Annotated in this window: 20 protein-coding genes; 9 read left to right on the top strand and 11 right to left on the bottom strand. The window is 41.9% G+C overall.

The annotated features are described in order from the left end of the window. Positions 1–99: 99 nt before the first annotated feature. The 4 genes from EL17_RS10945 to ppk1 all read left to right on the top strand — a co-directional run bounded on the left by EL17_RS10945 (position 100) and on the right by ppk1 (position 6,702). Positions 100–1,695, top strand: coding sequence for an NAD(P)/FAD-dependent oxidoreductase (locus tag EL17_RS10945; RefSeq protein ID WP_035073828.1), 1,596 nt, complete (start codon positions 100–102; stop codon positions 1,693–1,695). Positions 1,696–1,702: 7 nt separating this feature from the next. Further along, positions 1,703–2,074: a CoA-binding protein gene (locus EL17_RS10940; protein WP_035073827.1), complete on the top strand. Its 372-nt coding sequence runs from the start codon at positions 1,703–1,705 to the stop codon at positions 2,072–2,074. A 369-nt stretch (positions 2,075–2,443) separates the two neighbouring features. Then, positions 2,444–4,402 (top strand): DNA topoisomerase (ATP-hydrolyzing) subunit B, encoded by a 1,959-nt coding sequence (gyrB, locus tag EL17_RS10935; protein ID WP_035073824.1) that lies wholly within the window; start codon positions 2,444–2,446, stop codon positions 4,400–4,402. Positions 4,403–4,578: 176 nt separating this feature from the next. Further along, a complete protein-coding gene (ppk1, locus tag EL17_RS10930) occupies positions 4,579–6,702 on the top strand; it encodes a polyphosphate kinase 1 (RefSeq protein ID WP_035073822.1) in 2,124 nt (707 codons plus the stop codon). Between the two features lie 11 nt (positions 6,703–6,713). Here the strand turns inward: ppk1 and EL17_RS10925 are convergent, their stop codons facing one another. The 4 genes from EL17_RS10925 to EL17_RS10910 form a co-directional block, all read right to left on the bottom strand. Further along, complete coding sequence (locus EL17_RS10925; protein WP_035073820.1) at positions 6,714–7,598, bottom strand: Ppx/GppA phosphatase family protein; 885 nt, start codon at positions 7,596–7,598, stop codon at positions 6,714–6,716. A 128-nt stretch (positions 7,599–7,726) separates the two neighbouring features. After that, entirely contained in the window at positions 7,727–7,936 is a 210-nt protein-coding gene (locus EL17_RS10920) for a hypothetical protein (protein WP_035073819.1), read from the bottom strand. 130 nt (positions 7,937–8,066) lie between these two features. Continuing rightward, positions 8,067–9,851 carry an SLC13 family permease gene (locus tag EL17_RS10915; protein ID WP_035073817.1) on the bottom strand — a complete coding sequence of 595 codons (1,785 nt, stop codon included), beginning with the start codon at positions 9,849–9,851 and terminating at the stop codon, positions 8,067–8,069. A gap of 1 nt (position 9,852) precedes the next feature. Continuing rightward, positions 9,853–10,128 carry a YidH family protein gene (locus EL17_RS10910; protein WP_035073815.1) on the bottom strand — a complete coding sequence of 92 codons (276 nt, stop codon included), beginning with the start codon at positions 10,126–10,128 and terminating at the stop codon, positions 9,853–9,855. A 563-nt stretch (positions 10,129–10,691) separates the two neighbouring features. Here EL17_RS10910 and EL17_RS10905 point away from each other — a divergent pair. After that, entirely contained in the window at positions 10,692–11,426 is a 735-nt protein-coding gene (locus EL17_RS10905) for an EcsC family protein (RefSeq protein ID WP_035073812.1), read from the top strand. Between the two features lie 215 nt (positions 11,427–11,641). Here EL17_RS10905 and EL17_RS10900 read toward each other — a convergent pair whose 3' ends face one another. The 3 genes from EL17_RS10900 to EL17_RS23500 form a co-directional block, all read right to left on the bottom strand. Then, a complete protein-coding gene (locus EL17_RS10900; protein WP_164675059.1) occupies positions 11,642–12,028 on the bottom strand; it encodes a hypothetical protein in 387 nt (128 codons plus the stop codon). Positions 12,029–12,389: 361 nt separating this feature from the next. Continuing rightward, positions 12,390–12,755, bottom strand: coding sequence for a T9SS type A sorting domain-containing protein (locus tag EL17_RS10895; RefSeq protein ID WP_035073807.1), 366 nt, complete (start codon positions 12,753–12,755; stop codon positions 12,390–12,392). Between the two features lie 42 nt (positions 12,756–12,797). Continuing rightward, the gene (locus EL17_RS23500) at positions 12,798–13,688 is read right to left on the bottom strand and encodes a hypothetical protein (RefSeq protein ID WP_164675058.1); all 891 of its coding nucleotides are present in this window, start codon (positions 13,686–13,688) and stop codon (positions 12,798–12,800) included. Between the two features lie 900 nt (positions 13,689–14,588). Here EL17_RS23500 and EL17_RS10885 point away from each other — a divergent pair. Further along, complete coding sequence (locus EL17_RS10885; RefSeq protein ID WP_035073803.1) at positions 14,589–15,350, top strand: hypothetical protein; 762 nt, start codon at positions 14,589–14,591, stop codon at positions 15,348–15,350. Then, a complete protein-coding gene (locus tag EL17_RS23115) occupies positions 15,337–15,510 on the top strand; it encodes an EcsC family protein (RefSeq protein WP_084166195.1) in 174 nt (57 codons plus the stop codon). Before EL17_RS10885 ends, EL17_RS23115 begins: the two co-directional genes overlap by 14 nt. Positions 15,511–15,634: 124 nt before the next feature. Here EL17_RS23115 and EL17_RS24355 read toward each other — a convergent pair whose 3' ends face one another. From EL17_RS24355 to EL17_RS10870, 4 genes are all read right to left on the bottom strand, one after another. Then, positions 15,635–16,702 carry a S8 family serine peptidase gene (locus tag EL17_RS24355; RefSeq protein WP_051719955.1) on the bottom strand — a complete coding sequence of 356 codons (1,068 nt, stop codon included), beginning with the start codon at positions 16,700–16,702 and terminating at the stop codon, positions 15,635–15,637. A 44-nt stretch (positions 16,703–16,746) separates the two neighbouring features. Continuing rightward, complete coding sequence (locus EL17_RS24350; RefSeq protein WP_051719954.1) at positions 16,747–17,937, bottom strand: S8 family serine peptidase; 1,191 nt, start codon at positions 17,935–17,937, stop codon at positions 16,747–16,749. A gap of 28 nt (positions 17,938–17,965) precedes the next feature. Further along, positions 17,966–18,418 (bottom strand): hypothetical protein, encoded by a 453-nt coding sequence (locus EL17_RS10875; RefSeq protein ID WP_164675057.1) that lies wholly within the window; start codon positions 18,416–18,418, stop codon positions 17,966–17,968. A gap of 429 nt (positions 18,419–18,847) precedes the next feature. Further along, positions 18,848–19,669 carry an XRE family transcriptional regulator gene (locus EL17_RS10870; RefSeq protein WP_035073796.1) on the bottom strand — a complete coding sequence of 274 codons (822 nt, stop codon included), beginning with the start codon at positions 19,667–19,669 and terminating at the stop codon, positions 18,848–18,850. Positions 19,670–19,738: 69 nt separating this feature from the next. On the opposite strand from EL17_RS10870, the gene dinB reads away from it, so the two are divergent. Both dinB and EL17_RS10860 read left to right on the top strand, forming a co-directional pair. Continuing rightward, positions 19,739–20,893: a DNA polymerase IV gene (gene dinB, locus EL17_RS10865; RefSeq protein WP_205623555.1), complete on the top strand. Its 1,155-nt coding sequence runs from the start codon at positions 19,739–19,741 to the stop codon at positions 20,891–20,893. Further along, positions 20,893–23,811, top strand: a complete 2,919-nt coding sequence (locus tag EL17_RS10860; RefSeq protein WP_035073792.1) for a DNA polymerase III subunit alpha — start codon at positions 20,893–20,895, stop codon at positions 23,809–23,811. The genes dinB and EL17_RS10860 overlap by 1 nt, the downstream gene beginning before the upstream one ends. Positions 23,812–23,828: the final 17 nt, after the last annotated feature.

Genomic DNA, 23,828 nt, shown 5'->3' with positions numbered 1-23,828 from the left:
TCATCATCTTATGGATTTTATAAAGTATTCAGTTAAAATATTTCTGCCATTCTGGTTTAAATAATAAGAGAGAATTTAAGGATAAATACCTTACAGAAAATGAGAAAAGAAATTAATTTGACCCTGCGCCCTGAAGAAGCTTTTCAGCCCGAGGTTTTTGAATCCTTAGTCTTACGTAGGGCCAATGTCCCACTAGGTGCTTCACATGTAAGTGTGAGGCCACTGAAGAGGTCTATTGATGCCCGTGGCAGGCAGGTAAAGGTAAATATAACAGCTGAAATATGTTTTGATGAAAGCCCTACAGGAACTGGTATCCACAAATTTCCTTATCCGGATGTAAGTGCTGCAGAGCAGATTGTCATAGTGGGGGCAGGGCCTGCAGGGCTATTTGCTGCCCTAAGAGCTATAGAGCTGGGAGTGAAGCCCATTTTGATAGAGCGGGGGCAAGATGTAAGGGCCCGGCGGAGGGATTTGGCAGCGATCAACAAAGACCATATAGTGAATCCTGAATCCAATTATTGTTTTGGTGAAGGTGGAGCAGGTACCTATTCGGATGGAAAACTTTATACCCGATCCAAAAAAAGAGGGGATATCCGGAGGATAATGGAGAATCTCGTGGCACATGGAGCCACAGAGGATATTCTCGTCGATGCGCATCCCCATATAGGGACAAATAAACTACCCAAGCTAGTAGCAGAATTAAGAGAAAGTATTCTGCAAGCAGGAGGTGAGGTACTTTTTAACACCAAGGTGGTTGATTTTATAATAGAACATGATCACCTGGTAGGAGTAGTGACCCAATCAGGAGAAAAAATCAAAGGACATGGTGTCATTTTGGCTACGGGACATTCGGCTAGGGATATTTTTCACCTGCTCCACCAAAAAGAAATTTTAATAGAAGCCAAACCATTTGCACTGGGGGTTAGGATAGAGCATGCTCAGCATTTAATAGATAAGATCCAGTATCACTGCCAGTCCGATAGGGGCCCTTTCCTTCCGGCATCGTCCTATTCCCTGGTCCAGCAGACAATTTATAAAGGGATTCAGAGGGGAGTATTTTCATTTTGTATGTGTCCTGGAGGGTTTATAGTTCCTGCGGCTACTTCACAGGAAGAGGTGGTGGTGAACGGCATGAGTCCTAGCAGGAGAGATAGTAGGTTTGCAAATTCGGGAATGGTAGTAGCGGTAGAGTTAGAGGATCTTCCAGGCTATCAGTCATACGGCCCCCTGGCAGCTATGATGTTTCAGTCAGATATAGAACATAAAGCTTGGGAAGCTGGAGGGAAAAGCCAGGTAGCCCCAGCTCAAAGGATGCTGGATTTTGTAAACCATAAAGTAAGCGAAAATCTCTTGGAAACCTCCTACCAACCAGGATTAAAGTCTGTGGATATGCATTCGGTATTACCTGAATTTATCTCCAGTCGATTAAAGGAAGCCTTCAGGTCTTTTGGAAAAAAAATGAATGGCTATCTGACTAATGATGCCCAGATCATAGGGGTAGAAAGTCGGACTTCCTCACCGGTAAGGGTGCCCAGGGATAGGGAAACTTTTGAGCACCCGGAACTCAAAAGGCTTTATCCCTGTGGGGAAGGTGCCGGATATGCAGGCGGCATAGTTTCTGCTGCTATGGATGGAGAAAGGTGCGCGGAAATGTTGATCGCCAAATATCTTCCTGCACGATCCGAACTTAAATAAAGCCAAAATGGAAAGTAAAAAAACAGTAGTACTCGGGGCATCAACTAATCCCACCAGATATGCTTTTATAGCCGCTAACATGCTAAAGGATTATCATCACGAAGTAGTGCCGGTAGGCATCAAAAAAGGTGAAATAGCAGGTCAAGCGATATTGAACCTTAAGGAAAAACCAGAAATTGATGATATAGATACCATTACTTTATATTTAGGTCCACAAAATCAGCCTGAATGGTATCCATATATTCTGTCCTTAAAACCCAAAAGGATCATATTCAATCCTGGAACAGAAAACCGTGAACTTATGGATATGGCCAGGAAGCAGGGGATTGAAGTAGAGATAGGGTGTACCCTGGTCATGTTGCGCTCTGGACAGTACTAGACCTTATGAGGCGTCAAAATCATTCGCCAGGTAGTTTTCTTTATTGTATATTCCAAATGAACACCAAATACCCCGCCTATTGGCACGAGGGTGGGCGGTTAAATGTTCCATCATTTCATATTTAGCTTCATTATCAAAAAGTTAACAGGCCATTTACCCAAAGGAAATGGGAATCATAATCCATCCTATATTTAATTACAAATCAACTGTAAAAGGTAAGGTACAGAATTGAATTATTTATAGTTTAAAATATGGGTATTTTTGTTTAAATTAGGCGGTTAATTGCCAAAAAAGACGTATTATTATAGATTGAAAAGCTTTTGATACAGGAGGGTGTTTATCCTCTTTATTTATATTATTAAAATTATTATGAGTCAAGAAAATGAAGAGAGTCGCGCTGATTATGGTGCAGTCAATATTCAGGTCCTAGAAGGTTTAGAAGCAGTAAGAAAACGGCCTGCCATGTATATTGGCGACATCGGCATCAAAGGATTACATCACTTGATATGGGAAGTAGTAGATAACTCTATCGATGAAGCTTTAGCAGGACATTGCGACACCATCCATGTTACTATATTAGAAGATAATTCTGTGAGAGTGGAGGATAACGGTAGGGGAATACCGACTGATCTTCATAAAAAAGAAAACCGGTCCGCTTTAGAAGTGGTGATGACTGTCCTCCATGCGGGGGGCAAGTTTGATAAAGATACTTATAAAGTATCAGGAGGACTCCATGGGGTAGGTGTTTCCTGTGTGAACGCCCTTTCAATCATGCTGCATGCTACCGTGTACAGGCAGGGTAAAATATTTGAACAGGAATATTCCAAAGGAGCACCGCAATATCCGGTAAGAGAAATAGGCACTACCGAAAAAAGAGGTACCACTATCCATTTCTTACCTGATCCTGAAATCTTTGCAATAACAGATTATAAATACGAAACAATCGCTACCAGGCTGAGGGAAATGTCATTTCTTAATGCTGGCATTCGTATTACACTCACTGATCTGAGAGATAAAGATGAGGAAGGAAAGCCAAAATCCGATGAATTTTTCTCTGAAGGCGGCCTGATAGAATTTGTCCAATACTTGGATGAAAATAAGGAGAAAATTATAGAGCAGCCCATATACATAGAATCGGAGAAAAACGGCGTGCCTGTACAGGTAGCCATGAGTTATAATTCCTCTTATTCTGAAAATGTGGTATCTTATGTGAATACCATCAATACCTATGAAGGAGGGTCTCATGTATCAGGATTTAGAAGGGCACTTACCAGAACTCTCAAATCTTATGCGGATAAATCCGGGATGCTGGATAAACTTAAACTGGAAGTTTCCGGAGATGATTTCCGAGAAGGACTTACAGCTGTTATTTCTGTAAAAGTAGCCGAACCGCAGTTTGAAGGTCAGACGAAGACAAAGCTTGGGAATTCTGACGTAGTAGGTGCAGTGGACAGTTCTGTATCTGAGGTGTTACAGTCATGGCTGGAAGAACATCCACGGGAGGCTAAGGTAATCGTAGGGAAAGTGGTATTAGCCGCTCAGGCAAGGCATGCAGCCAAAAAGGCCCGCGAGATGGTACAGCGTAAGAATGTATTGGGAGGTGGTGGCCTTCCAGGTAAGCTTGCAGATTGTGCCAACAGTGATCCGACAGTATGTGAAATATACCTAGTGGAAGGGGACTCAGCTGGTGGGTCAGCCAAACAGGGAAGGGATAGGGATTTCCAGGCTATCCTACCTCTGAAAGGAAAAATCCTTAACGTAGAAAAAGCGCACGAGCATAAAATCTATGACAATGAGGAAATCAAAAACATACTCACAGCCCTAGGTGTCAAGATAGGAACTATGAATGATGAGCGAGAGCTTGACCTTAGTCATCTTAGGTACCATAAGATCATCATCATGACGGATGCGGATATCGATGGTTCCCATATCCGTACCCTGATATTGACCCTGTTTTTCAGGTACATGAGGACATTGATAGAAAAAGGGTATGTTTATATAGCCCTTCCTCCCTTCTATCTCCTAAAACGTGGTAAAGAAGAAAGGTACTGCTGGACTGAAGAAGAAAGACAGGCTACTATAAAAGAGCTGGCCAAAGATGGCAAAGAAGAAAGTGTTTCCATTCAGCGGTACAAAGGTCTGGGGGAAATGAACCCTGAGCAGCTTTGGACGACCACTATGGATCCCAATACCAGAACCTTAAAGCAGGTGACGATTGATTCGGCTGCTGAAGCAGATCATCTGTTCAGCATGCTGATGGGGGATGAAGTTGCTCCCCGGAGAGATTTTATTGAGAAGAATGCCAAGTATGCTAAAATAGATACATGATCTTTCAGTAAAAATATAAATAAAGAGGGGGCTATGTGCCCCTTTTTTGTGGCCAATTGTTCCCTTCAAACTTTTTAAGTAATTTACGGGTATATGGCATGAAAATGATGGCAGGTTTAATACAGGCATATTGTATATTCTGCATAAAGTAGGTTAAATTCAAATAATTGAATTAGATGAAAGTGGTAATACCGGATAAAATAGAAAGTTTAATACAGAGCAGTGACCTGATCAGCCGCGACTTGAGCTGGTTGAAATTTAATGACAGGGTCTTTGACCAATCCACTAAGGATAGCCGTACCATTTTTGAAAAGCTTAAGTTTTTGGCTATCGCTGCTTCTAACCTGGATGAATTTTTTATGATCAGAGTGGGATCCCTGTACAACTACCTGGATTATGATAAGGAACGGGTAGACTATTCGGGATTGAGGGAAGAGCCCTTTAAGGTTAAACTTATGGCAGAGTGCCAGGATTTTCACGAACGGCTACATATTCATTTTCAGCACAATCTATTGCCCTCCATGAAGGATTCGGATTTTATGCTGAGCAATGTCAAAAACCTTTATCCAGAAGAGCAGGAATATATCAAAGAATATTTTTATAAGGCAGTATACCCCATGCTTACCCCAATGGTATTTGATGGATATCATACATTTCCTATTCTGATGAACAAACTTTTGATTTTTGGGGTCGTCACCATTAGTCCGGGTGATAAAAAAGACAACAGAAAGCTCTCGTTTGTTCAGATCCCTTCCAATATTCCCCGCTTCTTTGAAGTGGAGCGGGAGGATATTGTCATCTATGTCCCTATAGAGGAGATGATAAGAGAACATATCGTATCGCTGTTCAGAAATGTGGATATAGAGTCCATTAACCTATTTAGGATAACCAGAAACGGGGATTTTACACTCGAAGAAAGTGAGGACATGGATACCAATTTTCTGGAAGAGGTAAAGAGGAAACTAAATGCACGGAAGACGGGCAGGGTAGTGCGAATAGAAATAGAAGATGGGTACAGTACCTGGATGATTAATCTGCTGAAAGAAAGGTGGGTTATTAAAGAAGACAGCATATTTAAGGTAGCTAAAACCAGCATGTTAGATTTTACTGCACTATGGCAGGTGATAGGAAACAAAAGATTTAAAGATAAAATCCCTGCTGTACCGGCCCCTGTTCCGCCATTGTCCTATCCGGAAGCAAGGACCCAGGATATTTTCCATGTGCTGCAGAACAAAGATGTGCTCCTGCATCATCCATATAATAATATAGATCCTATACTGGATCTGATCGAAAAAGCTGCTGATGATCCCAATGTCATGGCTATTAAAATGACCATCTACCGCTTGGCAAAGGATTCCAGGATTACTACTGCTTTACTTCGGGCGGTGGAAAATGGCAAACATGTGTCGGTACTTTTTGAAGTAAAGGCCAGATTTGATGAAGAGAATAATATGCGGGAGGCCAAAAAACTCCAACGTGCAGGTTGTTTTGTAATTTACGGGGTTAGTAATCTGAAAACCCATACTAAGTTATTGCTCATCGTCAAGAAGGATGAAAACCAGGTCACCAGATATGTCCATCTTGGCTCCGGTAATTACAATGAAGATACCTCCAGACTATATACAGATATTGGGTTGCTTACTACTAATGAAGTTTTGGCCAATGATGTTTCAGAGTTCTTCAATGTCATCACGGGACATAGCATGCCGTCTACTTATCAAAATCTCATCACAGCGCCCCGTGATATGCGGAATCAACTGATTAGTTTTATAGAAGAGGAGGCTGAACATGCCCGAAAGGGAGAAAAATGCGGTATATTTATCAAGGTCAATTCTCTGGAAGACAGTGAAGTGATATATGCACTCTATAGAGCATCTCAAGCAGGGGTGCCGGTAAAGCTAATTGTAAGAGGGATATGTTGTTTACGTCCCGGACGGGAAGGGCTAAGTGAGAACATAGAAGTATTGTCTATAGTAGGTGATTTTTTGGAGCATTCCCGTATCTATCATTTTCATAATATGGGCTCGTACAGAACGTATGTCGGAAGTGCAGATATGATGGTACGTAGTTTTGACAGGCGACTCGAATCTCTTTTTCGGGTCGAATCCCCTTTGCTCCAAAAGCAACTGATGAATATAATATCCTTTAACCTAAAAGATAATGTAAATGCCTATAGGATGCAGGAAGATGGTAATTATGTGGCTAAAGAACCTGCCGAAGGTGAAGCGGTATTCAATATACACAAAGAATTCTTTTTATTGCGCCCCGAAGATATAGTTGAAGTAGTTTTGATTGAATGATAAAAAAGGCCCTATGAAACAGGGCCTTTTTTATTCCTTTCGAATAACAGGTTCATAACCCCATCTTTTAAACCTACGTCAGGGACGATCATTCTTTGAGATTTTGCAGCAGTCATCACCCCTAGATATATTTTAGATGCAGGGACGATCACATCGGCCCTGTCTTGGTTCAAATTTAGTTTATTTACCCTTTCATCATAGGTAAAACTCTCCAGATAGGTTTGGATTTCCCTTATTTTGTCTATTTCAAGGTAGCGTTTTTTTCCTGGTTTGGTAAGTTCAAAAATCTTATTGATGTTACCTCCTGTACCGATACAGGTGATTTTCATTTTGTCATCTATATGGGTTTCTATAAATTTATACATACTTTTCCAGACCTTTGGGCTGTCCAAGTCATCCAGTACCCTTACAGAGCCGATTTTGAAGGATTTGCTGGCCACCTTTTTTTTGTGAACGTAAATGTTGAGTTCTGTACTGCCTCCTCCTACATCAATATGGAGATATGATTTTTGATCTATATAACTCCAAAGGGCCATATTGATTAAATCTGCTTCTCGGTTACCGTCTATTATTTGAATTTTTAACCCTATATCCTGTTTGATCTCTTCTACGATTTCCTTTCCATTTTCAGATTCCCGCATAGCAGAGGTGGCACATACCATATAATCGTCTACTTCATATAGGTCTATAAGGATCTTGAAAGCCTTCATCAGCTTGGTAAATTTCCTTCTGTTCCTGTCACTGATTTTTCGGTTTAAAAATACATCGTGCCCCAGACGCAAAGGAAACCTTAAATATTCCAGTTTTTTAAAATTGGTTTTGCCTTCGTAAAAGGTCACGTTGGTAATCTGGAGCCTAATTGCATTGGACCCTATATCTACTGCTGCTAATTTCAAAATGGATGATTTTAAAAAGGTAATTTACCGATTAGAATTTATAATTAAAAGCTTAAATGAGATTGATTCCACCATACAATCCCTGTTCCCAAAAAAAGAGGCCTCTAGCGAAGCCTCTTTTTGAACAGTTATTTTTTTCTACCCATTGCCAAGACTATAATTCCTGTAATCAATGCTATACCTCCTATGTATGGCGGCCAGTTGACACTTTCTTCCTTGTCAGCTGTGACCTCTAGTGGTCCGGCATCTATGATAGTTTCTTGGGTGACATAAGAAAAACCAGTAACCACCATCATGATGATGCCTATTACGATCAAAACAATACCAAAAGTTTTCATAATAATGTGAAGTTTGTTTATAAAAACACTACTACAAATAAATGACCAATATTCATAAATAGGTATATTTCCCTTAAAATATCCTATTAATAAGCTATCCCGAAAATTTTTTTATCCATTTTTTTTTTTTTTAAAACGGGAAAAAGTAGGGAATAGCTATTGTCGCTATTATCCAATAAAGGATATTCAGTGGTGTACCTACGATAAGATAGTCTTTAAACTTATAATTTCCAGGTGTATAAATCATGGTATTGGTCTGATAGCCCATCGGAGTCATAAAACTTAAGGATGCCGCAAATGTCACCGCCATCAGTAAAGGCCTGTCGCTTATCCCCATCGCTGAAGATACAGATATGGCGATAGGTGCCAGTAGTGCTGCAGTAGCATTGTTAGACATAATATTGGTCACCAGAAAAGTGATGCCAAAGATACTGCTCATTACCACAGAGGGTCCAAACTGGCCCAAATGATCTGATATAAACAAACCTAAAAGAGCGGCAGCCCCTGTTTTTTCTAATGCCACTCCCATAGAGAGGATACCGGCGAGCATAAATATTACTTTCCAGTCAATAGATCTATAGGCTTCCTCCACGTTCAGCACCCTGAGGAGTACCAGTATGATCACGCCCAATATGGCAGCCATACCTATCGGGAATATTTTCAGAGATGCCAGCAGGATGACCAGCAGTACGATGGAAATGGTCAAAATCATTTTCGGCAAATTAAATTTGAAGCTGGGCTCCTCGGATATGATGAGCATATCTTCATTCCTGTCTCTTAATTTGTCCATCAGTTTCCCTTCCGACCTTATCAGAAATACATCCCCTGCTGATATCCTACTGTCTGTCAGTTTAGTTTTTTTTATATCATCCCGGTGACGTATGGCCAGTACCGTAATGCCCTGAAAGAAATTTCGGAAGTTGATGGATTTAAGCGTCTTATCCACTAGAAAAGAGTGCGGGGTAATGACAGCTTCATAAAGTTTGGTGTCCTTGGTTTCCAGATCTTTATCGGTGAACTTGAGGTCTACTTTTAAAGTTACGCCCTGGTAATTTTTCAAATCCTTTAGTGTTTCTTTATCGCAGCTTATGCGGATAGTATCCCCTGCTTTTAAGACAGAATAGGGGTAGGCATTTAATAATTCTCCGTCCTGGCGAATGATCTGTAAAGCTTCAATTTCATAGTCATTAAAGAATTGTGATGATTTGATCGAAGTACCGATATCTTTAAAATCATCAGTTATAGATATTTCAGTGATATAATCACCCAGATCAAAGTTGGATGCCAGATCTTTTTGAACAGGCCGGTCAGGGGTAAGCCATCTGCCTACTGTAAGCATATACACTATCCCTGCTGTTAAAAATACTAACCCCATGCCACTCATTTCAAAAATGCCAAAAGGGGCTAAACCATGCTTTTCGGCTATTCCGCTGACCAGTATGTTGGTGCTGGTGCCAAGAAGGGTACAGACACCCCCCATAAGTGCACCAAAGGACAGGGGCATGAGAAGTTTTGATGGCGAAATGTTAGTATCCTTGGCTATTTTTATCACCGTGGGCATTAAAATAGCGACTACAGCGGTGTCATTTATAAAAGCTGATAGTGCTCCGGCAAAAAGCATCATCGTGAGCAGAAACAGAAATTCATTCTGTTTGCTCATTCTCAGAAATATTCTGTTGATATTATTCAATGCCCCGGACTGAAAAATAGCTGCACTGATGATAAACATGGACCCTACTGTGATGGTGGCGCTGTTGTTAAAACCAGACACGCCTTCTTCAAAAGTCAATATCCCGGTAACCATAAATAAAACCATAACCAGAATTGAAACGGTATCTATTGATACTTTTTCGGTTATAAACAATAACATAGCCAAGGCTATAATGGAAAAAACAATCCCGATTTCTACAGTCATCTTACATTTTATGATAATATCCTTTTTTCATTTTTCTCTTTACACGAAAAAAGGCGAAAAAGCCAAGGAATACCAAAATTATGCTAATTGCAAAGGATATATAGCCTAAATCACTGACATTGTCTAAGTCTTCTACTTTTATAAGAGCAGTACCACTTACCAGAAAATATAAACTGGTTCTTATATAGGACAAAAGCGTACGTTCATTTGCCATACGTGTCCGCTGTCTGGCCAAATAATCTCTGATAATAAGCGGATTTTCAGGATCTATACTCATAATACTATACAAATGTTAATTGAGAATATTACACTAATCTTAGAATGCATACCTATTTTGCATAAAGGTAGCATTCTATTTTTTTACTTACGCTGTCTATTTATCAATTATAGGATACTTCCAAATAATTTTTATAATAAAACGATTCGTAGGATATATAGGGTTTATGATGGGTTTTTAAATATGATATAGAGATATCTTAGTACAAATTAAATTATGCATATGATTAAAATAGGTAACTAAAAATAGGCAACACGAGAATTATTACTTAAATTAATATGAAAAATAGAATATTTTGTTAAATTTGTTCTAATTGTGGTAGTTAAATAATAGTTGGTTTAGTTTTCATTATAAAGGGCAGGAAACATTTTCCTGCTTTTTTATTTTTTAGAGTTTTGACTAAGGTGATCAAAACATGTAAGGTAAAGAAGTACATATTTTCTTCTACTTTCTCAGTTTTTACATCTTACTATATTTTACTTCGGTCATCTCATATCGATCCACCGACATTTTTCAATTTCTGGTTCATAATTTGACGTAATTTTTAAAATAATCCATTAAATATGAGCTTCTATGAAGATGCCATCCGGCAAGATTTAACCTATTGGCAGATAGGCCTGCGGAAAGAACCTGGAGTGATCAGCCAGTTGCCCAATTATATCCAAAAGAAAATCAATAGCTGGCTTCCCGAAAAGTACCATCAGAGTATCACTTATATCATTGAAAAAATGGTGAAGGGAATCCAGTTCGGTTCATCTTTTTTCAATACGGAGCTGGCTCCCAATACCCCCCTGGAAATGAGGGAATCTTTGGTAAGGGAAAGGATTCAGTTTTACAAAAAGACCGCTGCCGTGGAAGGCGCGGTAACCGGTGCCGGGGGTATAGTGATGGGTATGGTGGATTTTGCTGCTTTTCTTAGTCTCAAGTTCAAAATGATGATGGAGATAGGATCTGTATATGGCTATTCAGTAAAGGATTACCGGGAGCGTTTGTTTCTATTATATGCTTTTCAACTGGCTTTCTCCAGCTCCAAAAGAAGAATGGAGATCATCAATTTAATAGAGAACTGGGACCTGTATTGTGAAAACTTGCCTGCCAAGGTAGAAGATTTCGACTGGCGTACCTTTCAGCTAGAATACCGCGACTATATCGACCTAGCCAAACTCGCCCAGTTGATCCCTGTGATAGGTGCCCCTGTAGGTGCGGTGGCCAACTATAAGCTGATCACGCACCTTGGGGAGACGGTGATGAATTGCTATAGGTTGAGGTACTTTGCTGAGAAGGATAGGATATTTTGATCATTCCCAAGAAAGCTGGGATAGCAAAAATAAACCTGGCAGGTGTATTTACCGCTCCACCCGGATCAGCTTTCTGATCAGGGCTCCTTCATACCAGATACCGAGGTAGTAGAAGCCGTTTTTGAGATGGCGGACATTTAAGGTGGTCGTTGGTCCGGAAGTGGTCTGGTCGTAAAGTCCATTTCCTGATAAATATTTAAGCTTACTATTATGAATCAGTCTATTATTAAATTTATTTTACTAAGTTTGGTATAATATATATGGGGAAAATCACCAAAATCCTGTCCAGTATCCTCTAAATTTCCAGAAAAGACAACGTTAAGCCCTATCTCCTTATATTGATCCTGGAGATTACAGGGAATTACCACATCCCTGGCATCAAAGGTTGGTCTATCATCACCGATTATTCCTTCCATGGATAAAATATACCATATGATTTCCGCATCTTTTTCCATCATCTGTATCATACCTTTTGCGTTGGAAGCAGTTTTAATTGTTTTATTTGTATCATAACATCCTGCTTTATCCGGATATATGTCTTTTCTATCACAGCTAAATCCCATTAAGAGTATTGTTCCTAAAATAACCAGTGAATTTTTCATTTGTTAAAATTTAATATTGCATGAGTCAGTTCTTGTTACGAGACGAAGGTAGGGATAGCCTGTCCCGAATTTATTCGAGAGAATCTTGCATGAGATATAATAAGCCTTATGCGTGATGCCTTCTGTCATTCTCAATTTCATTATTAGTTTGTTTTGTATGCTAAAATTAAACCATTACATCGTTTTAGCCTTTACGCGATAGCCCGATCAAACGCTACAACAACTTAATTATTAATATTTATATGCGCAAGATAAATTTTAAATAAAATTCTAATTATCAAAGGTTTGCATGTTTAAACGGCTAAGGTAGATGATCATTTCCAAACAAAGCTAAGAGAGCAAAAATAACCCTGCCAGGTTTTCAAAACCGGGCAGGGTTATTCCCTACCTCCCGAATCTGCTTCCTGATAAGGGCCCCTTCATACCGGATATGGAGGTAATAGAAGCCGTTTTTGAGGTGGCGGACATTCAGTACTACCTTATCCTCGGAAGTGGTCTGTTTGTAGAGCTCAGTGCCCCTGTAGTCGAAAAGACTGAGTTCTACTATCTTTTCTTCTTTTCTTACTCCTTCCTCTATATGGTTCAATTCAATGGTCAGTTCATCAGACGCTGGGTTGGGATAGATCATTGGGTCAATAGGACTTCCCCCACAGTTATTTACATAAGCAGTAGTTTCAGAAGTTCCGTCCATGCAGGTACTGGTCACGTCCAGCCTGACGGAAATCATATTGTATCCCTGAAAGGGATTGTTGTCTGTCAGTACGGTGACCTAGGCTGTACCCTGGCCTGAAACGACTGTTCCTCCCAAAACTGTCCAGTTATAAGACAGGTAACCAAATTCGGAAGAAAGATTGATGTACTGGTTATCACAGATGATCTGGTTTTGGGAGAGTCCTATGATACCGGTGGGAGGCCCCACCTGGATATTGCGGGAAATGGTAGTTGCTCCGCACGTTCCGGTGATGGTGGCTGTGATGGTCCCCTGCCCGTTGATAGAGGCCGGAGCTGTAGTAAAGGTATTGCCCGAACCTGAAGTGTTGGTAAATAGAAAAGCCGGTGCCGCACTCCAGGTGACCGTACTTCCCGCCGGGACATTATCTAGGGTATAGGTACTGGAAGAGCAGAGGAGGTCGGGGCCAGTAATTTCAGTTTTTATTTTAGTACTTACTTGGTCAGTAATTGTATTAAGTGCTACAATCCCTTCGTTATCTGGATCCAAAAATTGACAAAACTTGTACCATGATTTATCAATTCTTCCATATAAAAGCGGTGGACTTTCTGGATGATTACATTCATAATTTACACCAGGCCTTCTTCCGTGATTTGCTCCAATAATTCTTTTATTATGATCAAAAAGTGGACTCCCCGAACCTATTATGTCCAAAAGCCCATTGGTTAAGTGAGTTTCCCAAAAATATTGATCATTTATTGTTACCTTAGATGGAGAACTACCTCCCATAAACTTTTGGACATCACCTAAAGAATGATGAATCCCTGTAACATATGGTATATTTTGGTCAATAATACTCCATCCGAGATATGAAACAGGATTATTGGCAAATACAGGATTATTATATGGATTCACATTTAATTTAATAAGTTTTAAATCAGTTTCTGCCACAATATCTAAATTTTCAGCACCTTGAACTGTTATATTCATAGGACCATTTGATGTAGGTGCACATTGTGGGCTTCTATAATGAAACATAAATTGCATACTGTCTAACAGAATAAGTGAAGAAACATGGATTGCAGTTAACATAATTGGTTCAAAATCTTGTTTCCCATTATTAATCAATGTTCCAGTGCCATGAGCGTAATATGTATTTTCCGATTTTCTCAACATTAATGCTACGCCAAGTGATTCTAATGTGTGATCTTGATGGCATTTAATGTTTTCATTACAAATAGCGGAACAATCGAACCCCGGACAATCTGATTGAGAAATAGAATACTGATGTTTTTGTACACCAAAAAAATCTAAAATTCCATGAGATATTTGAGAAATCTCGACTTTGCTTCTATTTTGCTCCATATAAGGTTCAATTAAAAAGATTCGTAACTTTTCTCCTGGTATGAGACCTGATATAAATTTATCTGGCAGGTTTACTGTGTTTTTGGTATATGGTCCTTGCAAATAAGATGCATCATCATTTATTATATATAATTTTGAATTTTCTGACAGGTAAAGGCTTTTGAAAACAAATCCAAGTGTATTAGACCCTTCTGATAATATCTCAATTTCCTTGTAACAAATCCCTTGATCACAAAATGGTTTTATCGCACTAATATCAAAAAAGAAATCTGTGAAAATTCCAAATGCAAGTTCATCTATTCCTAGTTCTTTTTCAAGCATATTTCTTTCTATGTTTAGCAGTCTGCTTTTTTTCTCCGGAATTTCAACAGCTATAGGCTTTTCCCGAATAGAATTTATTCTGACCGGGATTTATTCAAAAGAAACCTTTTCTGTTTTAATTTGAGAAAAAACCGAATTGGTGCAAAATAAAAATATCATAAAAGTTAAAAATATTTGTTAGTTTTGACTAAACTAAAAACTTGTGTGAAAATTTCCTACAAAATATCACTTTATTTTCCTTTGCTGTTTTTACTTTTTGGATGTCAAAATGAAGAGCATCCTATGGTGGATGATAATACTGAAAACCAAGAGCTCTTCGATATTCTAAATGGAAATCTGCTAATGCCCAGCGGAGAATTGGCCATGGTTTATACTTTTTTATTAAATTCAAGTGATTATAGAAGCGTTCAACACCGCTATTATGATGAGGATTTGAATACAGTGCTGACCGTAAATTTAAATCACGATAAAGATACTTTAGGAGCCAGCATATATTTCTATGATCATCAAGGGAGGCTGGAAACTAAAAAATCATATGGCTATAATGAAGGGAGCTTTTCATGGACAGGTAATCTAAGAAGTACCTTTAATGCAGAAGGCACTATCGAGACTGTTGATTTAATCCTTTCTGACGGCTCCCCACCTAGATTTAGATTAAGAAACATATATAACGAAAGAGGACTGCTCCAGGTAACAGAATATTCTGATGAAGAACGCAATGAATATATATATGAAGATAATATTCTTGTAAGAATGAATTATATTATTGGAGAGTCTATATACATGAAGTATATATACAGGTATAATGACCAGGAGCAACTCCAGGCAAAGCAAACTACAATACATGGTGGTGGTGATGCTTTCCAGTATTTTTATGATGAAGAAGGTAGGTTGAAGGAAGAACGGGAAAATTCTCCCCAATGGGGTTATTCTATTTTGGAGAGAAGGATGTATGAATATTATTAAGGTTTTTAAATTGGACCTGGTCAAACTCGCTCAACTCATCCCCTTAATTGGTGCTCCTGTTGGTGCGGTGGCTAACTATAAACTGATCACCCATCTGGGCGAGACGGTAATGAACTGCTATAGGATTAGATATTTCGTTGAAAAGGATAGGATAGGTTAAAAGCTATTAATGCAAAAAGCAAATTATCCATTCCGTAGTCATTGGAAATTATTCTTATCAAAGGCTGTATTGTGACCTGCAACTAGTAAATAGCCAAACTAGAATAACCTGGCAGGCATATACCTTACCGCACCACCCGTATCTGCTTCCTAATCAAGGCATCTTTATACCGGATATGGAGGTAGTAGAAGCCATTTTTTAAATGGCGGACATTCAGTACCACCTTGTCTTCGGAAGTGGTCTGTTTGAAGACCTCTGTGCCTCTGTGGTCGAAAAGACTGAGTTCTACCATCTTTTCTTCTTTTCTTACTCCTTCCTCTATATGGTTCAATTCAATGGTCAGTTCATCAGACGCTGGGTTGGGATAGATCATGGGGTCAATAGGACTTCCCCCACAGTTATTTACATAAGCGGTGATTTCGTTAGTGCCATCCATGCAGGTACTGGTCACGTTCAGCCTGACGGGAATCATGTTGTATCCCTGAAAGGGATTGTTGTCTGTCAGTACGGTGACCTGGGCTGTGCCCTGTCCTGATACGACCGTTCCTCCCAAAACCGTCCAGTTATAGGACAGATAACCAAATTCTGAAGACAAGTTGATGTACTGGTTATCACAGATGATCTGGTTTTGGGAAAGCCCATTGATACTGGTGGGAGGCCCCACCTGGATATTGCGGGAAAGGTTTGCAGTCCCGCACGTTCCGGTGACGGTGGCCGTGATGGTCCCCTGCCCGTTGATAGAGGCCGGAGCTGTAGTAAAAGTATTGCCCGAACCTGATGTGTTGGTAAATAGAAAAGCCGGTGCCGCACTCCAGGTGACCGTACTTCCCGCTGGCACATCATCTAGGGTATAGGTACTGGACAAGCAGAGGAGGTCGGGACCGGAGATCGGTAATGCGGCTTGCACAGCGGCATGGGCATTTACCCTGCCAAATCCAAAAGTATTGTCAAAGCCTGCAGGACCCATATCAGTGGCAGTATTTTGAAGGATCGTTCTTACCTGAACCTCTGTCAGATTAGGATTTACAGAAAGCATCAGTGCTGCAACACCTGAAACCTGAGGTGCGGCGGCAGAAGTACCTCCGAATGTAAAAGTATAATTTCCTGGATCATAGCCCAAATTTCCCATTCTGTCCGTTGTAACAACATCCCCGTTACCTCCTACATTCCCGGAAGGGGCAACCAAATCCATTTCAGGACCTCGGCTACTATAATTCCATATATTACCGTTTCTATTTATAGCACTACGGTAATCACGCCATTAATCGTGGCAGGATAAAGCACCCCGCTAAAAATCTCATGTGAATTACCCGATGAAAATACGACAATAGCTCCCAAATTATCTCGACCAATTGTTCTGGCATTTGTAATTTGGGTTGTGACATCAGCATTGGGAGTCCCTCCACCCCAAGAGTTACTCAATATATGTGCATTGCCTAGGTCAGGCCGCCATGCCCAATTTATAGCTGCCGCAATTTCCGCATTGGTAGCTGCTCCGGCGGGATTTAAGAGATCTGGAACGTTTGGAAAAATATTTATAGGGATAATTTGCGAATTAGGGGCAACTCCTTTAATCCCTATTTCGTTATGTGAAGCAGCTAGTATACCTGCACAAGCAAGTCCATGGCCTTTGGAAGGATCATTTAGGGGTAACCCTCCTGTATTATTACCACCTGCTGTAAACCCAGCCAGCACTCTACCCTCAAAATCTTCGTGATTTTCCACTCCATCGTCTATCACCGCTACCCGGATGTCATTGCACCCAAAGGAAATATTCCATGCTTCCGGTGCATTGATATCAATATCGGCTGTTCCTCCTCCTTGGGCATTATTGTTTAGATAATACTGGTCAGGATAAAGAGGGTCGTTAAAAAGAGATATCAGATGCACAAAGTTAGGATTACTCCATAAAACCTGCTCATTCTCCTGAATGGAGTTGGCAATGGCAACAGTACTTGTTCTTTTCGGAACAATGAAAAGGTGGGCACCGTAGCTTGTTTTTTCAAGATATTTTAAATCCAGTTTATCGGCAAACTCTTTTAATTCTGATTCGTTTTTTTGGCTTTTGAACATGATTGAAATTTCATCGGTAATAAATGAAGTCCCATAGGTTCCTTTGACCCTGATAGCAGGATACTGAATTACATTCTTTTGGTCGGAAAGCCTGTCCATCAATTTTAGTCCGGAACTTGTAATCAACTGGATAGTTGAATCATTTTTAATTCGGTATGTCTCCGCTTCCGGAAATGAAACTTTTAGATTTTGTTCTTCCATCCGGTCAATTGTGAACTCAATTAAAATCTTTTTGGGATCAATTTCATAGTAATGTTTTTTTTCTCCCTCCCAATAATAAGGGATATCATCATTGTTAGAAAAAAGAAAAACTACAATAAGTGATACCATAAACCATTTAAAAAATCCTTTCATAAAGTTGTGTGTTAGGTTGATTATTGGATTATTGTGTTATATTATTTAACTGTTTGCCATTACATTTAATAAGAGAAAAATCGGTCATATAGACCAACTTGGTTGGTTCAGCATATTCCATAGTACATACATTAAACTCTTCCGGGAGGAGTTCCCTAAAATCAAAATAAAATCTTTGGCCTGCTATGTTCTCGTCGATGGGAAACCCGAAAACCTCTTCAAATCCCATCCCATTTGGAATACGAACGGTTATAATGTTCTCCTCCCTTACCCCTTCCCATTCGAAAAAGGAATTTACTGAAGTGTTGGTCACTTTAATAACAATACCGTTACAAGACATGCCGAACAATCCTTTATAAGAGACAGGAAAAATTTCTCCTTCATACGGCAAGCATTCTATTTCATCTTTTTCGCAACTACATAAAAAAGGAATATATATTAATGTCAAAATCCATCCCGATAATTTAAAATTTTTCATCATAACACTGTCGCTTAATTAGACAAAGGTAAAATTTAAGTATTGTGTAATCATACGCTGAAGTAGAATATTAGGATAATCCGTAATATGGCCCGTATTTTCATAGAAACACAAATTAAGTAGAACATCTTTTAGGTCTTGACGCCTTATCCCTGTCAAACGCTACATCAACTTAAAAAATAATAATTAAAATTAAAAGATAAATCTATAATAAGATTTTATTTATCAATAGTTTACTTAATTTACCCAGAGACTTTTCATGGTTATAGCCGCTGTCATAAACAGAGCTGATACCGGGGAATGATCAGCTATTTCGGCCGGTCCAAGTTTGATTGGTTCAAGAAAATTTTCTATATGTGGAAGGAACTCCTCCCTGGATATGCTGGGAGGAGTATGCTTTGGTGTCCCCTGAGCGTTTTAGCTCTTGCTTAATCAAAGGATGAGTTTTCCCGCGGTCAACTTCCTTAAACTCAATTTGATCTCATGCACCTGCTGTGTAAGCTGCTGCAGGGAAGACTCCGGTTCGGGGATGGTGTCGGTATAGTAGCTATGGAATTTCCATATCTCCAGCACTTCCTGCACTTCCACTTCATAGGGAGAGTAGAGGGAGTTGAGTGATTCGAGCCGCAGGACTTTCTTTTCTTCCAGCAGGTTGCTCACCAGTTTAAAGCTTATCCCTTCTTCCCTGGTCACCACGATACAGGGCACGCCTTTCTTCAGCGTGTTCCAATCCTGGACAAATTCCCCGATCACAAACGCACCCTCCGGTACCGGAAGCATGGAGTCCCCTTCGGTGGGAAACATCCGGAATTTTCTATCCGTATCCAGCTGTGGCAAATGAAAGGCAGGCAGCTTACTGATAAAATCAGGATCACTGTATCCGGCGAGGTAACCTGCCTTTGCCTTGATAGGGACCAGCTCCACATTTTCCAGGTTGTTTTGGTTTACGGTGGTGGCCAGCACCCGTATATTGCTGCCGGTGATGTAGACGTCGTTTCCAGCCTCCAGATCACGGATCTTCAGTTCGGAGAGCTTCGAGAGATCCACCCTGATCAAGGTATCGATGCTCATCTTGAAAAATGAAGAAAGCCTCATCAGGTCATCCAGAGGTGGGTTTTTGGTATGTCCGTTTTCGTGGGCGTTCAGTTTGGAGCGTTTGATCCCAAGTTTTTCGGCCATCTCATCCTGACTATATTTCCTCCTCATCCTTAGAAATTTAAGATTGGCAGCCCAAAAAACATTTTGATTATCCATAGAGTTTTGATATTATAGATGTCACAGTATTGATATTAATAATACCAAATATATAGAATGTTCAGGACAATGGAAAGAAACGTGGTGCATTTTGATCTGGACACCTTTTTTGTAAGTGTGGCCAGGTTGGGAAACAGCGCATTGAACGGAAAACCGGTGATCATAGGAGGGAACTCCGACCGGGGAGTGGTGGCGTCCTGTAGTTATGAAGCCCGGAAGTTTGGCGTGCACAGTGCCATGCCGATGAAGCTGGCCAGGCGGCTCTGTCCCTCGGCAGTTTACCTGCGTGGGGATATGGACAGCTATAGCCGGTATTCCAATCTGGTGACAGATATCATCCGGGACCGGGTACCCGTGGTGGAGAAAGCTTCCATCGATGAATTTTACCTGGACCTTACGGGTATGGACCGTTTCTTTGGCTGCCGGCAGTTTACCGCCGAGCTGAAGCAGACCATCCTAAAGGAATCAGGGCTGCCCATCAGCTATGCGCTGGCTTCCAATAAGCTGATCAGCAAAGTAGCCACCGATGATGCCAAGCCCAATGGACAGCTCTACATACCCTATGGCAATGAAAAAGGATATCTGGCACCCCTCGCCATAGAAAGGATACCGGGTGTGGGGAACAAGACCTCCTCCCTTCTCCGCAGGATGGGGGTGGAGACCATTAAGGTATTGAGCGAGATACCCGTGCCCATGATGGAAAATCTGCTGGGCAAAAACGGCATAGAGCTTTCCCGAAAAGCCAACGGCCAGGACGATGCCCCGGTGGTGCCCTATACCGAGCAGAAGAGCATTGGCAAAGAGGAAACCTTTAACAGTGACACCATTGACATGAAGTTTCTCTATAGCGAGCTGATCCGTATGACCGAGAGTGTGGCTTTCCAGTTGCGCAACCAGCGGAGACTCTGCGGCTGCTTGACGGTGAAGCTCCGCTATGCGAATTTCGATACCGTCACCCGCCAGACCATGATCCCCTATACGGCCAATGACCATGTACTGCTGTCCAAGGCCAAAGAGCTATTTGTAAAACTGTATGACCGGCGCATGCTGGTGAGGCTGCTCGGGGTGCGGGTCAGCCATATGGTGGGCGGCTTTCAGCAGATCAGCCTCTTTGATGATACAGAAGAAAATGTCCGCCTATACCAGGCCATGGACAAGATCCGGAAGCGCTATGGCGAGCCTGCGGTACAAAGGGCAGTATCTCTCAATACAAATAAAAGCTGATGTACCTCAACTGTAAGACATATTTCAGCTACCGGTACGGCACCATCGGGACGGAGGAACTGGTGAAGATGGCCAGGGAAAGGGGAGTAGAAACCCTTGCCCTGACCAATATCAACAGCACGGCCGATGTCTGGGATTTTGTGGATTTCTGCAGGCGGGAAGAGATCAAACCCATCCCGGGCTGCGAGATCCGCAATGAAGATGCTTTCTGCTATATCCTCCTGGCCAAAAACGATACAGGTCTCCTGAACATCAACCGTTTTCTCACCCATCACCTGCAGGGGGCAATTCTTTTTCCGGAGCGGCCGGCGCTGGAGCAGGTCTGGGTAATCTATGCGTATGGAATGCATCCGCCGGAAGTCTTGGAGGCAAATGAACTCCTGGGCATACGACCCCATCAGGTCAATAAACTCTACGGAGTCAAAATGGAGCACCATCCGGAGAAGTGGGTAGTGCTGCAACCGGTGACTTTTCAGAACAAGACCTATTTCAATCTCCACCGGTTGCTGCGGGCTATTGGCAAAAATACGCTGGTATCCAAGCTCACGCCCGAGGACATCGCCAGAGTGGATGAGCAGTTTAAAGAGGCCCATGTATTGGAGGAAGTTTTTCAGGAGTATCCCTACATTCTCCGGAGGACTAAGGAGATATTGGATTCCTGTACCCTCTCGATGGAGCTCAATACAGATAAAAATAAAAAACACTACTCTGCCTCTGCGGAAGATGACCGGATATTTCTCGAGAAGCTGACCATGGACGGCTTTGCCAGCCGCTATGGGAAAAACAACAAAGCAGCGCGGGAGCGGGTGATCAAGGAGCTCAGGATCATCAATCAGCTGAACTTTAATGCCTATTTCCTCATCGTGGTGGACGTGGTCCGCTATGCCCAGAACAGGGGTTTCTTCTATGTAGGTAGGGGCAGCGGGGCCAATTCCATCGTGGCCTACTGTCTCCGCATCACAGATGTGGATCCTATGAAGCTCGACCTGTACTTTGAGCGGTTTCTCAATCCCCACCGTACCTCGCCTCCGGATTTTGATATGGACTTCAGCTGGAAGGACAGGGATGAGATCATTGACTATGTATTCAAGCGCTATGGAAAGGAACATGTGGCGCTGCTGGGTATGTACAGTACCTTCCAGCGGAAGGCCATCATACGGGAGCTGGGAAAAGTTTTCGGTCTGCCCAAGCCTGAAATAGACCAGCTGGTGATGAGGGGAAACCACTATCCGGAAGACAAGATCCAGCGGGCACTCCTGAAATACGGAGCCCTGATGGAGAATTTTCCCAATCATCTCAGCATCCACCCCGGAGGCATGCTGATCAGTGAGCAACCTATCTACGCCTATACGGCAAAGGAGCTGCCTCCCAAAAATTTCTGTACCGCACAGATCGACATGTTCCTGGCAGAAAAGGTCGGCCTTTTCAAGCTGGATATCCTTAGCCAGCGGGGGCTTGGCCATATCAAGGACACCGTCTCCCTGGTAAAGGAAAACAGGGGGGTGGAAGTGGATATCCGCCAGGTAGAGAAGTTTTTTAGCGATCCCAAAGTAGCCGATAAGATCAGGGATGCGGATACCATTGGCTGTTTCTATATAGAAAGTCCCGCCATGCGGCAGCTGTTGGCCAAGCTGAAGTGTGATGATTATCTTACTTTGGTAGCCGCGAGCTCCATCATCAGGCCTGGAGTATCCAAGTCAGGTATGATGCGGCAGTACATCGAGCGCTATCATAATCCCACTTCCATCGAGTATCTTCACCCAAAGATGGAGGAGCTGCTGAAGGAAACCTATGGGGTGATGGTGTACCAGGAGGATGTGATCAAGGTGGCCCACCATTTTGCAGGGATGGATATGGGGGAGGCAGACGTGCTCCGCCGGGCCATGAGCGGAAAATACCGCTCTTTTGACCACTTCAACCTGATCAAGCAGAAGTTCTTTGCCAACTGCAAGGGAAAAGGCTATAAGGATGAAATAACGGCAGAGGTATGGAGACAGATCGAGTCCTTTGGGGGCTATTCTTTTTCCAAGGCCCATTCGGCTTCCTTTGCGGTGGAGAGCTACCAGAGCCTTTTCCTGAAGACCTACTATCCGATGGAATTCATGGTGGCGGTGATCAATAATTTCGGCGGCTTCTACAGCACCGAGTTTTACTTTCAGGAGCTGAAGCGCACAGGTGCCAAAGTACTCCCTCCCTGTGTCAATAAGGGCGAGTACCTGACCACTATCAGGGGCGATGTGGTCTATACCGGATTTATCCATATCCATAGTATGGAAAAGGCTGCGGCCGAAAAGATACTGGCCGAGCGGGAGGAAAACGGCTTTTATCTGAGCCTCGAGGACTTTATCGAAAGGACCCGCACCCATATGGAGCAGCTGAATATCCTGATCAGGGTAGGGGCGCTGAATTTCACCGGGATGACCAAAAAAGAACTGCTCTGGCGGGCTAATTTCCGTAGAAAGAGGATGGATAAACAGCCAGAGACAGCGGCCCTTTTTCGGGAGGAACCCGTACATTTTGAGTTGCCGGATTTCCCGGTCAAACCGCTGGAAGATGCTTATGATGAGATCGAACTGCTGGGGTTTAATTTGGGTGATTCTTTCAGGCTGGTCGATGATGACAGGAAAGGGCTGATTTATGCCAAAGAATTGCCTCTTTATTTAAATAAAAAAGTGACCCTACTCGGGCGGTTGGTGACCACCAAAGATGTCCGGACGGTAAGGCGGGAGCACATGGCCTTCGGGACTTTTCTGGATGAGAGGGGAAACTGGCTGGATACGGTCCATTTCCCGGATATGCTGAAAAGGTTTCCTTTCAAAGGCCTGGGGTTCTATCGGATTACCGGCAAGGTGACAGAGGAGTTTGGGGTCTATGCGCTGGAGGTGATGCATATGGAGCTGGTGGGGCTGAAGGGGTGATTTATGATTTAGGAATG

The organism is Anditalea andensis (assembly GCF_000714815.1).
GTDB lineage: Bacteria > Bacteroidota > Bacteroidia > Cytophagales > Cyclobacteriaceae > Anditalea > Anditalea andensis.
The sequence above is the reverse complement of the archived record's forward strand: the minus strand, read 5'-3'. Positions and strand labels throughout refer to the sequence as shown.